This window comes from Microcoleus sp. MON1_C1, assembly GCF_036701945.1.
In the GTDB taxonomy this organism is placed as follows: domain Bacteria; phylum Cyanobacteriota; class Cyanobacteriia; order Cyanobacteriales; family Microcoleaceae; genus Microcoleus.
The window spans coordinates 74,545-88,266 of sequence record NZ_JAUBRO010000019.1; the positions used below are offsets into that span (position 1 = coordinate 74,545).

At 47.1% G+C, this 13,722-nt stretch carries 13 protein-coding genes and 1 tRNA gene; 9 read left to right on the forward strand and 5 right to left on the reverse strand.

Going from position 1 to position 13,722, the window contains the following annotated elements:
- Positions 1–138 precede the first annotated feature (138 nt).
- Positions 139–759: a pre-peptidase C-terminal domain-containing protein gene (locus tag QUA62_RS13040; protein WP_333285497.1), complete on the forward strand. Its 621-nt coding sequence runs from the start codon at positions 139–141 to the stop codon at positions 757–759.
- A gap of 238 nt (positions 760–997) precedes the next feature.
- Here the strand turns inward: QUA62_RS13040 and QUA62_RS13045 are convergent, their stop codons facing one another.
- From QUA62_RS13045 to QUA62_RS13055, 3 genes are all read right to left on the reverse strand, one after another.
- A complete protein-coding gene (locus QUA62_RS13045; protein ID WP_190655732.1) occupies positions 998–1,186 on the reverse strand; it encodes a chlorophyll a/b-binding protein in 189 nt (62 codons plus the stop codon).
- 94 nt (positions 1,187–1,280) lie between these two features.
- Positions 1,281–2,297 carry a succinate dehydrogenase/fumarate reductase iron-sulfur subunit gene (locus tag QUA62_RS13050; protein WP_333404472.1) on the reverse strand — a complete coding sequence of 339 codons (1,017 nt, stop codon included), beginning with the start codon at positions 2,295–2,297 and terminating at the stop codon, positions 1,281–1,283.
- A gap of 306 nt (positions 2,298–2,603) precedes the next feature.
- The gene (locus QUA62_RS13055) at positions 2,604–2,801 is read right to left on the reverse strand and encodes a hypothetical protein (RefSeq protein WP_333404474.1); all 198 of its coding nucleotides are present in this window, start codon (positions 2,799–2,801) and stop codon (positions 2,604–2,606) included.
- Positions 2,802–3,334: 533 nt separating this feature from the next.
- Here QUA62_RS13055 and QUA62_RS13060 point away from each other — a divergent pair.
- Positions 3,335–3,958 (forward strand): excalibur calcium-binding domain-containing protein, encoded by a 624-nt coding sequence (locus QUA62_RS13060; RefSeq protein ID WP_333404476.1) that lies wholly within the window; start codon positions 3,335–3,337, stop codon positions 3,956–3,958.
- A gap of 122 nt (positions 3,959–4,080) precedes the next feature.
- The gene (gene radC, locus QUA62_RS13065; protein WP_006634845.1) at positions 4,081–4,812 is read left to right on the forward strand and encodes a RadC family protein; all 732 of its coding nucleotides are present in this window, start codon (positions 4,081–4,083) and stop codon (positions 4,810–4,812) included.
- Positions 4,813–4,844: 32 nt separating this feature from the next.
- On the opposite strand, the gene QUA62_RS13070 is transcribed toward radC, so the two are convergent.
- Positions 4,845–4,973: a hypothetical protein gene (locus QUA62_RS13070; RefSeq protein ID WP_333404478.1), complete on the reverse strand. Its 129-nt coding sequence runs from the start codon at positions 4,971–4,973 to the stop codon at positions 4,845–4,847.
- 156 nt (positions 4,974–5,129) lie between these two features.
- On the opposite strand from QUA62_RS13070, the gene QUA62_RS13075 reads away from it, so the two are divergent.
- The gene (locus tag QUA62_RS13075) at positions 5,130–5,468 is read left to right on the forward strand and encodes a DUF1815 family protein (protein WP_006634844.1); all 339 of its coding nucleotides are present in this window, start codon (positions 5,130–5,132) and stop codon (positions 5,466–5,468) included.
- An 838-nt stretch (positions 5,469–6,306) separates the two neighbouring features.
- Here the strand turns inward: QUA62_RS13075 and QUA62_RS13080 are convergent.
- A complete protein-coding gene (locus QUA62_RS13080) occupies positions 6,307–7,353 on the reverse strand; it encodes an endonuclease/exonuclease/phosphatase family protein (RefSeq protein WP_333404480.1) in 1,047 nt (348 codons plus the stop codon).
- Between the two features lie 252 nt (positions 7,354–7,605).
- On the opposite strand from QUA62_RS13080, the gene QUA62_RS13085 reads away from it, so the two are divergent.
- From QUA62_RS13085 to QUA62_RS13105, 5 genes are all read left to right on the forward strand, one after another.
- On the forward strand, positions 7,606–8,085 hold the full coding sequence (locus QUA62_RS13085) for a DUF4079 domain-containing protein (protein WP_333285484.1): 480 nt from the start codon (positions 7,606–7,608) through the stop codon (positions 8,083–8,085).
- Positions 8,086–8,296: 211 nt separating this feature from the next.
- Complete coding sequence (locus QUA62_RS13090) at positions 8,297–10,867, forward strand: ComEC/Rec2 family competence protein (protein ID WP_333404482.1); 2,571 nt, start codon at positions 8,297–8,299, stop codon at positions 10,865–10,867.
- A 175-nt stretch (positions 10,868–11,042) separates the two neighbouring features.
- Positions 11,043–11,127, forward strand: a tRNA-Ser gene (locus tag QUA62_RS13095).
- A 545-nt stretch (positions 11,128–11,672) separates the two neighbouring features.
- Positions 11,673–12,077 carry a hypothetical protein gene (locus tag QUA62_RS13100; RefSeq protein ID WP_333404484.1) on the forward strand — a complete coding sequence of 135 codons (405 nt, stop codon included), beginning with the start codon at positions 11,673–11,675 and terminating at the stop codon, positions 12,075–12,077.
- An 82-nt stretch (positions 12,078–12,159) separates the two neighbouring features.
- Positions 12,160–13,668 (forward strand): TIGR04222 domain-containing membrane protein, encoded by a 1,509-nt coding sequence (locus tag QUA62_RS13105; protein ID WP_333404486.1) that lies wholly within the window; start codon positions 12,160–12,162, stop codon positions 13,666–13,668.
- Positions 13,669–13,722: the final 54 nt, after the last annotated feature.

Consider the following 13,722-nt stretch of genomic DNA (forward strand, 5'->3'; position numbering starts at 1 on the left):
GAATTATTCTGCTTCCTGCTTCCGTGCATCCATTAAATTCGTTACAGAATCCGGTGCCGAACTTCCTTCTTCCATCCGTTAAATCCGTTACAAAATCCGTTGCCGAACTTCCTTCTTCGTTGCAAACCGAGGTAATTCATGCGTCAAGTTAGATTTTGGGCGATCGCGCCAATTGCTCTATTAGCTACTTTTTCTGGTAAGCCGACTGTCTCCCTACCAGTTTCAAATTTAGGTGGAGTTGCTAACAGTAGTTCCACCCTCCTTTCAGCAAAACTTCCTCAAAATTTAACTGATGCAAAGCCTGCTGAAAAGGCGGTTTTAGCTCAAGCCAGCCCCAACCAGTCGCCATCACCACAGAGTTCGCCAACTCAGAGTCCAACGGTAGAACCTCGGTCGAGTCCTGATGCGGGGTCATCTAAGGTCATTTTAGAGCAAAACGGAGAACTCACCCCGGCTAAGTCTTCTGTACTGCCCTCGGACAGCAGTTTGTACGACGAGTATACCTTTGAAGGCACTCAGGGTCAGAAAGTGGTTGTTACCGTAGAAAGTACCGAGTTTGATACTTACCTGGCTATTTTCAACTCCCAGGGCGAGTTACTTGCAGAAAATGATGATGCGACGCAGCAAAATTCCAATTCTGAGCTTACTGTTACCTTGTCTGCGAACGGTCGCTACCGCGTCATTGTCAATGCTTACGATCCGCCTCCAAAAGGTAGAGGCAAGTACAGTTTGACCGTCCGCGAAACAACTGGAAATTAGTTTGAACGAAACTTGGGAGTCAGGGCACGGCCTTGCCGTGTCCCTATAATTCTAGGACGATCGCACTACAAGCAACTGCGATCGACTTTGGTACATTCATGTGTTATCTGAAACTAGAAAAGTCATAATTTTGCATTTATAATTTGAGAAACTGTATTTTAAATAACTCTTAAAAGTAGAATGGAAGCTGAAATATCGATAATTTTTCAACTTCCATTCTAGATTGATTTAGATTAATTTAACGCAGCCCCAGCCAGGTAAAAAAATCCTGGCGGGTGAAGAATTCTAGCAGCAAAAGTCCCACGAATCCCACCATCGCAAATCGTCCGTTGATTTGTTCTGCATAGGCATTCCACCCAAAGGCTGGTTCTGGTTTTGGGGTATTTGAGGTTGTCGGTTTTGGGGAGGGAGGAGTTTGAGCAGTCATTTAAAAGTTTTGAGTTTTGAGTTTTGAGTGATGAATTTTCGGAAGCTTGGCGATCGCACAACTTGTAATTTACCAGGAAAATGACAGCCCATGGCTAATCTGCTGACTTTTCTAAACTTTGAACCGATTCGATCAGATTTCGCACGGTTTCGGTACCTTCAGAAGGCTCAAAAAACAGCGGGAACTTGCCGCGAGCGATCATTCTCAAACCCAACGGGCCCAGACTCAGCAAACCTTTAATGTCGCGGAAGTAGTTTCCTACTACTTCGATCCCAAATTTGCGCTCGTCTATCCAGCCACCTTCTTTGACGAGATCGATTAAAACTTTGCGGTGGCGGATCGATCGACTGGCTTGGTCGTCTTTGCGATCGAGAATCTCTTGTTTAATCTTACCAATTTGATCCATCGGCGCCACTTCCATCGGGCAAACCGAGTTGCAGTAGTAACAGCGGGTGCATCCCCAGACGCCTGCGGTGCCTTCGTTGTATTTTTCGAGCCGATTTTCCGTTTCGCTGTCGCGGGAGTCGGCGATCGTGCGGTAAGCTTTGGCGAGGGCGTGGGGGCCGACAAATTCCGGGTTGACTTCGCGGGCGTTGCACTCAGAATAGCACGCGCCGCAGAGGATGCAGTTGCCGGTTTGGTCGAGTTTCGATCGCTCTTCTGGAGTTTGCAGAAATTCGCGTTCTGGAATTGCTCGCGAGGCGGTGCTGATATAGGGTTCAACTGCTTCTAGGTTGTCCCAAAAGCTGGTCATGTCAACAACCAAATCTTTAATAACCGGCATATTTCCCATTGGGGCGACGGTGATTTCTGGGATGAAATCGGTAGGTATTTCTGCTGAGCTGGAATCGGCTATTTTTTGCAGTCTTGCCAGTTCGCTGGCTACATTTTCTTTGCAAGCTAATGCTGAGCGACCGTTAATTCGCATAGAACAACTGCCGCAAATTGTATTGCGACAATTTTTGCGAAAAGCTAAAGTGCCGTCGTGTTCCCACTTAATACTGTTGAGGCAGTCTAGGATGGTATTGCTCTCTTCCACATCTAGGGTGTAAGTGTGAACCCGAGGAGCCTCGTTTTGATTTTGGCGCACTACGTTAAAGCGGACTTTCATATTTTGAGTAAGGAATTTAGTTTCTATTTTAAGCTAAATTTTTGAACTCTTTAGAAAGCTCTTATTTTTTTAACCACTACCTAAAGTAAGAGATTTAAAAAAAATTATTATTGTTTGATAAACATGAATAATTCTCAAGTTATAAATCCTAAATTACCACTTTTTTAAGCGGATTTGTGAGCTATTAATTGGAGAGAAAAGTAATTAATCGCTGCAATTCGGTAGTCGGAGGTGCGTGATGTCCAGCTTGTTTGTATTAACTTTCATGTTTTCCACACCGGCTTTTTGTCTGGGTCTGCTAAATCCTCAATGGGTGGGACTGGCAACTCGCAAGCGATCGAGTGCCTTGTACGGCGGCTTGATGGCAGTTTCGTTCGTTTTGCTTGGGGTTACAGCACCCAAGGCGCCACAACCAGTTTCATCGGGGCTGCTGGCCTCAACTGAATCGCTAGAATTTAGGGTAAGCGCACCTTTGCGCTGAAGGTAGCTGGGTATGCATTTCACTTTTTTGGCAGCATTACAAGAAATTTTACCAGGACTTACGGCCGGTTGGGCCCAGAAACGTAGTTTTTTAAGAAAAATACTTGGTTCTACTCATTTACTGCAATTAAAAACCCCGGTTTATAGGCGTCGGAGTGCGATCGCGAACTGTAGGGAAAAATCGGGGCTTTAGTAAGGAGAAATACCCTAACAGGACTTACGCAAAAAACCCGGTTTATTCCACAACTCGTCGCTTTTTCGATAAATATTGACGCAGAAACCGGGTTTTTGGTCTTTGAGTGCGTCCAGGACTGACTCAGAAACGGGGTTGCACTAGGGTCAGGTGTCCAACGTTCTAGTTTACTTCGTAAATCATAGGGATTTTTGAGTTGATCGGTAGATAAATAAGCAAGTTAACTTCTCAGGACTTACGCACAGGGATTAAAGAACTCAGGTGGTTTAAACAGATATCCTTCGTGCTTCACCTCGGATTTGGGTAAAAGAAACCCGGTTTCTGCGTCCTGGATGACTTCTCTTTTTTACTGCTAAAAATCGCTATGTTTAATTTTTTCGTCTTAAGCTTTCTCTTGTCTATCCCTGCCTTGTTTCTGGGTATTGTTAATCCGAAATGGGTGGGCGCACCAACCCGCAAGCGATCGATCGCGATGTACGGCGGGTTGATGGCGGCTTCGTTTGTGCTTGTTGGCGTCACCGCACCCCCTCCGTCTCAGGAAGTTTCAGTGGCGCTTCCGGCCCCAAGCGCTCCGCTAGTATCATCTCAAACCGCTAAGCCGTCACCGCTTTCGGCAGCGCCGACACCCAAGCCGGAGACTGTGAAAACGCCGACACCAACACCGAAACCTGCCATTTCTGCTGCCACACCTGCACTTGCCAAACCAGGGCCCGATCGCAAATTGCCATCTTCAGTCAAATCTGTTGAGCGAACCGCAGAGATTGCTATTGATGCAAAGCAGCCAAAGGAAGATACCAAGAAAGTTATTTATGAGTCTTCTAAACAGAAGGTTAAAAGTGCCGATTTTCCGAGTTGCGTTAACTCGGATTGCGACTGTTCTGACTTTGCGAGTCAAGCCGAAGCGCAGCGAGTGTTAGAGGCATATCCGGGCGATCCGTTTAAGCTCGATCGAGATCGAGACTCGATCGCTTGCGAAACGCTAGGTTAGATTTACTCTACCAACAGCCTCGGTTAACGATCGAGGCTTTTTTGGGTGATTGTACGAATTGAAGAACGCCAATCGATCGGCTAAAATGGTGCAATTGTTGAGCTTGCGGTGCGGGTGCAGCTATGACTTACAGCTTGAGAATTGTCGATTTGCCAACGAGTGAACGGCCACGGGAACGGTTGATGGCGGGTGGCCCGAAAAGTTTGGCGACTGCAGAATTGATTGCGATTCTCCTGGGTACAGGTCAGGGACAAGGCAAACTTTCCGCCGTCGGGCTCGGACAGTATATTTTAAATCAGTTGAGTTTGCACCACCGCGATCCTCTGGCTGTGCTACGCACTATTAGCGTTCAGGAGTTGACGCAGATTCACGGGATTGGCCCTGCCAAGGCAACTTCGATTTTGGCTGCGGTGGAGTTGGGGAAGCGGGTGTTTCAGTCGCGACCACCGGAAATGGCTGTGGTTGACTCTCCCCAAGCGGCGGCGGACGCCCTGAGTCAGGATTTGATGTGGCAGTCTCAGGAACGTTTTGCTGTAGTGCTGCTGGATGTGAAAAATCGGCTGCTGGGTACTCAGGTAATTACGATCGGCACAGCGACGGAAACTTTGGCTCACCCACGGGATATTTTTCGCGAGGTGATCCGCCAGGGGGCGACGCGGGCGATTATCTCGCACAATCACCCCTCGGGGATTGTGGAGCCAAGCCCGGAGGATATTGCTTTGACGCGGCAGTTGCTGGCGGGAGCGCAGTTTTTGTCGATTCCGCTGCTGGATCACTTGATTTTGGGGAATGGCGATTTTCGGAGCTTGCGGCAGACGACGACGCTTTGGGACGAGTATCCCCAAGGCGATTGAACTCTTATGCTTAACTAATTTCATTACTATCATTAGTTATTTGTATCTTTGGCCTCTCCGACGGCTGAATCAGCCATGACAGCAGGCAAATTTTCCGGCTGGAGTCCCCCGCGAGAGCCTGTTTTGGCTGAATGTCGCTGCTGATACTTCGTTTCGACCACAACTCGGTTAATCTAGTATAGGTAGGCTGAAGAGGTCGCTAATCCGATTTTTTTTGAGCATACTAAACGTATACTGAACCAGCACCTAAATACCCATTTATTAAGAAATTATTAAATGGGATGTAAAATACACGGTGTGGTGATAGGAGGAGAACTGTGTTTCTGAGACTTGCAGAACAACACCGTAAATTCGTTCAAGATCTGGTAATGAACCTCCAAGCTTTAGCGATCGTGCTAGAGCATCGGGGTTATCTGGCATCCTGCTACACTTGCGGGGGTCAGATGAACAGTGCCTCATTTATGGTCAGTTTGACGGACAACCATCTGATTCGATTTTTAGTGTCAGATTACGGTATCACTTGGACTGAGATGCGGGACGACCGCGAACTCATGAAACTAGAAGGTGCAGAAGCTATTAGTCAGTTACAAGAACTGGCAAATCTCGTAAAGTATCAAATCCAACCTTCGGAAGCTACTTTAGCGACGGCGCAGTGATTTTAGCGATTGCACGGTTCCGAGGAAGGCGACGCAAGAAAGTGGGTGCTTGTCTGCTAAAACCGAATCCCCAGCGAGTTAGTTGAGAGGGTTCATTTAGGTGCACACCGATGGCTGCTCAACAGACAAGGGTGCTATCAGGGTGCCTTCTAGACGGGTTAGCGCTCAGTCGATCGAAGTGAGCCTGGGCAGACGGCATACTTTATGCCAGAAGTCTCAAACTTGGAACCTCTAGTTTTTTTTCCAGAAGTTGATTCTCCCTTGAGAGCGATTAGCAAAATGTAGAAGAGCGAGTGCTCGTCGGCTGCGAAGTTAATATTTCTCCCTTTGGCATTCACAAAGTCAAGGAATTGAAATTAACTTTGAGCAGGCAGGTAGAATTTAACATCCAGAGTGAGGATGAGGCTGTGAAGATTGGGTGAAGCGCATACCGGGGGCTATCGCCTAGGGGCGATTCAGCAGTCAACTGCAAAGCCGGTAAGGCTTAATTCGAGCAATTAGTGTGTGCTTGATGGAAAACATCTTCATTTGTCTAAAATTCCTTGTTTGGATAGCCGCGAATTCCATGAGACTGTTGGCGAATCAATACTTTCTTTCCTTGGGAGGTTTAATAATGAGCTGCCAAGATGGCAAGTACGCCAAGAAGAAAGAAGAAAGAGAAACAGGGAAATAAAAATTAATTGCGGGTAATTACCGGAAATGATCTAACAGGGGTGCGACGGGAGCAAATGTGGGGTGTCACGCTTCACGGATTCGCCAACAGCATCAGAATCTTCGCCCGGAGCTTTAATTGACACTAATTCCCTTGTGGTAGCCCCACCAAAGTGTTGCGTACCCCCTACACTCGTCCCAATTCCGGTTGCATCCGCAGTTGGACCGACAGCGGCAGATGCTCTGAACCAATTGGCGGTAAAACCTTGGCTGATTTCGCCCCCCAGTGCTGAGAATACCAAACATAGTCAAGCCTCACCAGGGGAAAAGTTAATTTCCAGTTTAACTGTTTAACCAGTAAATTCAGATCCCACCCGTGAGGAAAAGTAAAGCCAAAACCCCGTCCTGCTGTTCGGAAAGCATCTTGCATAACCGCTCTCAAATAATAGTAGTCTTGAGACTGGTCAGTCAGATTAAAGTCCCCCGCAGCAATAGTCGGCAGCGTTTCTTTCTGGAGTCGCCGCACTAAATCTTGAATTTGTGCCGGTCGGTCGCCGTACTCGTAAACTGGGATTTTGAGGAAAGGCAAAATTTTATGCTGGCGAAACCAAGGTGGGGTTGTTGAAATGTTATAAAGAACTACATCTTGCTGGTTCATTCCGATAATAGCTCGTTCCTGTGGTTCGTTCCCACCGGCTAGCTTTAACTTTTGAAAAGAGCGAATGGGATATCTGCTGAGAATCACATGGTATCCGCGCCCCAGGTGGTGCGGGTATAATGCGGCCAACTTAGAGAATACTTCTTTGGCGTAATCCTCCTTAATTTCTTGCAAACAAATGAGGTCTGGTTTTTCTTCCTCAATTAGGTTGACCAAAGCTTGTGGGGATTTGTGATGCCAGCCGAGGTTGAGAGAAAAAATCTTGAGGGTTGGCTGGGAGTCACTGATGTTCGTCGGCTGGGGAGAAAAGTAGGTGACGTGTAGCCAACCCAGCAAACAGATGCCAGCCACAGAGGAAACAATCGCGAACCAGCGTTTCTTTATGATAAAAAACCCTAAAATTGGCAGCAGGAAGATTGGCAAGAAAATCCAAGGAACAAAATCCCCCATCAAGGCAATCGGCCACAGCCTGTCCCAAAAGATCAGTCTCAGAATCAGATAGCTGACAATCAGTGCTGAGTAAGCGTAGGCGAGCAGTTGAGCAATTCGCTGCAAAAATCGGTAAGGCTTAATCATAGCGCCGTCTGCAATAGCATCCTCTTACGGGTGTGGGGACAAAAAACTGGATACTGCTCACCTCAAATTAACTGAAATGGCCGCTCCCCGGCTGAGGCTAGGGAATACACTTCTCCTGTGTCCGGCTCTTTTATTTTATACAGACTTCTGGCTGGAAACAGTGATTGAAAATCGCGATCGATATATTGCTATTTAGAGCAAGTTGTTGGTTAAATCAAAATTAGCGATCGCAAAGTTAGGAATCTCAAGCAAATGATAAATCTCAGCGAACTACTAGAACCTATCGCCAGTCAATTTCGCAGTATGGGAATTCCCGAACCAATTACCCATTGGGGACACCCTGTAATGATGGGGATAGTGGTGGTGGCGATGGGCAGTTTTGTCGGGTATACGGGATGGCAGGGACGTTTGGCCGCCGATAAAGATGTCGCACTCAAAAGTCGCTCGGATCACCGGAAGCTTGCACCGTGGATGTTTCTGTTTCTAGCTTTGGGCTATACAGGCGGCTTGCTGTCGCTGGTGATGCAGCACCAGCCAGTCATGGAAAGTCCGCATTTTTGGACAGGTTCGGCAGTGCTGGTTTTACTGGCTGTTGGCAGCTTGATTTCGCTAACGGGTTTTGGGGGCAATAAGCTGGCACTGCGCGCGGTTCACGCTTATTTAGGCACGACCGCCCTTGCACTTATGGTGCTGCACGCGGCTTTCGGTTTAAAATTGGGGCTGTCTATTTAGAAGAGGAAAAGGAAGGGGAAGGGGAAGGGAAAGAATGTAAGGAAAGAAATTTTGCCCTAACTTACGCACGGGTAGCGAGAAACTGGGTTTTTTATCTAAATACACAGCGTTTAGCTTTTGATCTAGGTTTAAAAACCCGGTTTTTTTGGTAAGGAGTGCATACGTCCCGCATAGGTTTCCCTGAAATATTCCCCCTCTAAATTACTAATTAATGAATCAAGCAACGGGTGCCATTTTCTGTCTTGCCTACATTTTGGGATTGATTTCTACAGCGGTTTCTTGGGGTAGATACGGGATACTTGCTTTGGCAATAGCGGTGGCGATCGCCATGCCAAAATTGTTGCGAAAATTTACTAAAAATTCTGTCAAAGTCACCAAGAAAAGACGCACCCGGCAAAAAGAAAATACTCTTGAAGAACCCTTAGATGCGAGGGAAGAATTGAGTTTGTTGGAGATGCTGCCGAGAGCGAAATGGGTGTGGGCAGTTGCGGGTTTGGTGGCATTTCTAGCTAGCATTTATTTTGCAGTTCGATCGCCCCAACCGGCAATAGATGACATCAGCAAACTGATTCCGGCGGGCGGGAATACTCAAGAAGTGGCAGTGACAGTGCGCGGTAGAGTTGTCAGTACGCCTCGATTGACTCGATCGGGTCGATCGCAATTTTGGCTAGAAACAGATTTAGTTAGCGAAATCAACGGCGGCGAGGGAGGAGCAGTTGTCAACCGCCCAGTATCCGGCAAACTCTACGTTACAGTTCCCCTGCTGCAAGCAACGGGTTTGTACGCCGACAATACGATCGCAGTTGTGGGTTCCTTGTACAAACCGCAGCCGCCGTCGAATCCAGGGGCTTTTGATTTTCAAGCATATTTAGCCAGAGAAGGGGCTTTTGTCGGACTCAAAGGTCGTCAAATTGACTGGACGAGAGAAAAGGCGATTGCGGAGGTAAATCGAGTTAACAGCCAAACGGCTGCTTTCTTGGAGCCCAGCGGGATGCAGCCATCGAAAATTCAAGCGATGCGGCAACGGATCGTGCGATCGCAACTATCGCAGTTAAATGTTCCCGAAGGGCCGTTAATCAGTGCGATCGCCCTCGGCAAACAAGCAGTAGATTTACCTTACAATATCCGCGACTATTTTGTGCAGGCTGGATTGGCCCACGCGATCGCAGCTTCCGGCACTCAAGTTTCAATGGTTTTGGCTTTAGTTCTAGGTTTAACCAGACGTTTTTCCAAACAATTACAATTTAGCTTTGGCGTCGGTGCTTTATTTTTGCTCGTGGCATTAACTGGCTTTGAAGCTTCAGTATGCCGCGCTGCTTTGATGGGATTTGGAACCTTATTTGCTTTGGTGCTGAACCGCCAAGTTAAGCCGCTGGGGTTGCTGTTAATCGCTGCTACTATTTTACTGCTGGTTAACCCTTTGTGGATTTGGGATTTAGGTTTTCAACTGAGTTTTTTGGCGACTTTAGGGTTAATCGTGACAACGCCCCCGCTGATGGCAAAGTTGGACTGGATGCCTCCCGCGATCGCTTCGATTGTTGTGGTTCCGATCGCCGCTTCAGTTTGGGTGCTGCCGCTGTTACTTTATGTTTTTAGTGTGGTATCACCTTACAGCATTTTAGTTAATATTATTGCGGCTCCTTTGCTGTGGATTTTGAGTATTGGGGGGATGGTTAGCGCTTTAGCTGGATTGATTTTTCCGCCCGCTGGCAGTGTTTTAGCGCAACTGCTCGATTATCCGGCAAAGGGGTTAATTGCGATCGCCCAATATTTCTCGCAATTACCCGGTAATTCGGTAGCTGTCGGTCAAGTATCGGTGTTTCAGCTAATAGCGCTTTACAGTTTAATTTGCTGGGTTTGGATCGGGGAAAGAAGGAAGAAGGAAGAGGGAAGAAGGAAGAAGGAAGAGGGAAGAAGGAAGAAGGAAGAAGGAAGAAAAAAGAAGGGGAAAAGTAGAGTTATTTCGCTGCCGAGTTTTTCATCGGCTTGGATTTTACCGCTGGCGCTTGTGGCGGGAATAAGTATCATAGTTTTGCCAGCTTGGCAGGTTCAATCATCTTTATTTCAAGTTACTTTGCTGGCGACATCTGGCGATCCAGTTTTAGTAATTCAAGATAGGGGAAAAGTGGCGCTAATTAATAGCGGTGATGAAAATACCGTAAGGTTTACAGTGTTGCCTTTTTTGCAGCAGCAAGGAGTTAATTCTGTGAATTTTGCGATCGCCACTCACGGTCATTTAGGTTTGAGCAGCGGTTGGGGAAAATTACTACAACGCTTGCCAATTAAAACATTTTATGATAATAATGCTCCGAAACAAATTCACCGTGGCAACAATCAGGAATTTATGACGGCTGTGCAATCTCGCCAAGGCGTTTACTTTCCTTTAGAAACTAACAGTACAGTTGATCTGGGTTCGACGCGGTTGCAGTTGGTGAATGCGGAGATTCCAGTGGTAGAATTCCTGGTGGGAAATCGAACTTGGTTGCTCGTCGGTGAAATGACACCGGAAGCGCAAAAAAAATTGGCAGCAACGGGAACCTTGAAGCCGGCTCAAGTGCTGTGGTGGTCAGGAAAAGCCCTAACGGCCGAGTTATTGGGCGCAGTGGGGCCGCAAGTGGCGATCGCATCTGCTGACGAAATAGACCCAGAAACCGCAGCCCAACTGCGCCAAAGCAAAACCCAGATATTCTGGACAGGGCGCGACGGAGCCCTCCAGTGGACTCCAGCAGGGGGATTTAAGACCACTTTGGAATCTGAAGAAAATCAAACTTCTTTTTTATAAAGATTTACAATCTGGCGCACTGTGCGGTAAAATACGTTTAGCAAATATCTCAACAAGACTTGTGGCTCGATCGCCGAATTATGCGATCTTCACCGTCGTGAAGCAACAGCAACCTTAAATTTGTGGTTGATTTTCAGCTTCAGTCGTGCGATTATGGTAAAATCGCCAATCAATTGGAGAGGTGGCAGAGCGGTTGAATGCGGTAGACTCGAAATCTACTTTAGGGCGACCTAACGTGGGTTCAAATCCCACCCTCTCCGTTTAACAATCAACTTTTAGGGCGTTCAAAACCCGGTTTCTTAAAGAAACCGGGTTTTTTAGTATTTGTCGTCCCCAGATTGGTTTGTAGTAAGGACAAAAGTCCTCCCGTCCTACCAAATCTGGGTTTGCCACCCCCTTTATGATTCGGCGGTTTCAACCGCTACTACACATACGAAGTCCACTGCAAGCGGACTAAGAAATAAGGGGGATATTTAAACCGGATCTGGTATCACTCCTATTGAGGACTAAAGTCCTCACTACAAACTATTTTATAGTTCCCAGGTTGGCTTGTAGTAAGGACTTTAGTCCTGCTCCTATGAGATGCGGTAACAATTAGTTAGTGAAAAAATATTCACAAATATGACTTTTATGAATTCAAATACTAGGACTTTTATGAATTCAACAAATGAATTTATGAATTGACTGTAAAACAGCTTTTATTGATAATTATTACATCAGCCGAGCGTCGCACGGGTAAACTTCTCTTTTGCTGACATCTGCATTTCTCATCTATTCGCACTATATTCCTACAAGGAAATCCGATATGAAAACAATTACCTATTGGTTATTCAGCGGTCAAACCGCTCGCACATTCATCGAAATTTTGAACAAAATCTGGGGATTATGTGCTGAATCCGGCGGCAGAGTTGGCAGAGAACTTGCTCAAGTATCACTCCCATCCATAGAGCAATCCGCTGCTAAAATCGCAGCAAGTTATCAGTGCGCGAAAGAGCAATACGACACCAAACAACAGGAATTAAAACAAGCGGAACAACAAGCGATTTTAGCTTATCAAACTTGCAACAAAGAAGCAGGAAATTTAGCGATGGGAAAAGCGATCGCAATTAAACTGATTTTACCACAGTTAGCGTCACAATCTAGGCAAGCCGAACAAATGTTAAAAAACAATCATAAGCTGATGCTGTTAGCAAAGGGGCACAAGCATTGATGGTAGCACATCGAGCGCATTGATTGATAGGAACGCAACTTCTGAAAAATACTGTGATTATATTGGAAATAAGGAGCTATCTATGAACACCAATCAATGGGAACTATACCAGAGCATAGAACAATTTTCTTTAGATGAAGCCGATACAGCTTTACCGTTTAGTAAACGGCTGGCGCGAGATAACGGCTGGAGTGCTAATTACACTCAGCGCGTCATTGTCGAATACAAAAAGTTTGCTTTTCTCGCTGTTGTTGCCGGACATCCCGTAACACCTTCGGATCAAGTCGATCAAGTCTGGCATTTACACTTAGTTTACACGCGCTCTTATTGGGACGAATTTTGCCCGAATGTCTTAGGAAAAGCTCTGCATCACGGCCCAACTCGCGGCGGAGGGAGCGAACATGACAAATTTAATGACTGGTATAACAAGACTTTAGCTAGCTACGAACATTTCTTTGGGCAAAAACCGCCCGAAGATATTTGGCCGCCAGCACGGATTCGTTTTGGTCGAGACCTGCATTTTCGGCGCGTTAACACTCAACAAAAGTGGATTTGGCCGAAGCCAGATTTACAGCAAATCCGTCTGGATTTAGAACAATTGCGCTGGCAGCAATTAGGGCTCGCTTTCCTAGTTTTCGCCTCAGCACTAACAGTTACAGCCTGCCAGCCATCTATTTTGGCAAGCCTCCCCAACCCGCTTGATTTCACAGGGCCTGAGTTTCTCTTTTTTTACATGGTCATGGCAACTGTAGCGGTTTCATTGACAGTGCTTTTGCGCCGATATTTGCGAGAATCAAGCGGCCATTACTCTCAGGAATTACCAGATTTATCTGTTTATGAAATCGCATATTTAACTGGTGGGGAATCCCGCGCTGTAGAAACAGCGATTGTGAATCTCGCAATTCGCGGGTACTTGGAACCGCTGCCCTCAACACGAACTTTGCAGTTAGCAACCGCCTTACCACCAAATAGCGCTCCTTTAGAAAAAGCCCTCGTGCAAGCAGTCAGCATTAACGGCTACGTCTGGCGAATTAAGCAATTGGTGCCACCTGCGACAAACTACATCCGCGATCGCTTGCAGAACCTGGGGCTGTTAGCGAATGAAAGCCTAACCAATATCATGCAGTTGTCTGTACTTCCGATCTGGCTAGCGTTGATATTAGGAATTAGCAAGATTTTAGTGGGGATTTCCCGTGGCAAACCAGTAGGCTACCTGGTAATTCTTTGTAGCATCACAGTAATAATTGGCTGGGGGTTTTCGCCACCAAATTCGTCGTGGCTCACCCCCTATGGCAATCGCGTGCTGCAACAATTGCGATCGAGAATTAATCCCACGAGAATTAATCCCAGACCAACCGATCAAATTGTGCTAGCTTTTGCTCTCTTGGGCCACACTGTTTTAACAGGCAGTTCTTTGGCAGATTTGTCGCAAGTGTTAACACCGTATGCGAGTAGCAGCAGTGGCGGTGGTGGCGGTGGCGGTGATGGCGGCGGCGGTGGCGGTGGCGGCGGTGGCTGCGGTGGCTGCGGTGGCGGCGGTGGCGGTGGCGGCGGGGGCTGTGGCGGCGGCGGTGCCGGCTGTGGCGGTTGAAAAGATAGCCCGCGTTCGTGAAGCGAAGCTATCCCGAAGGGAATCGCCCTTTCC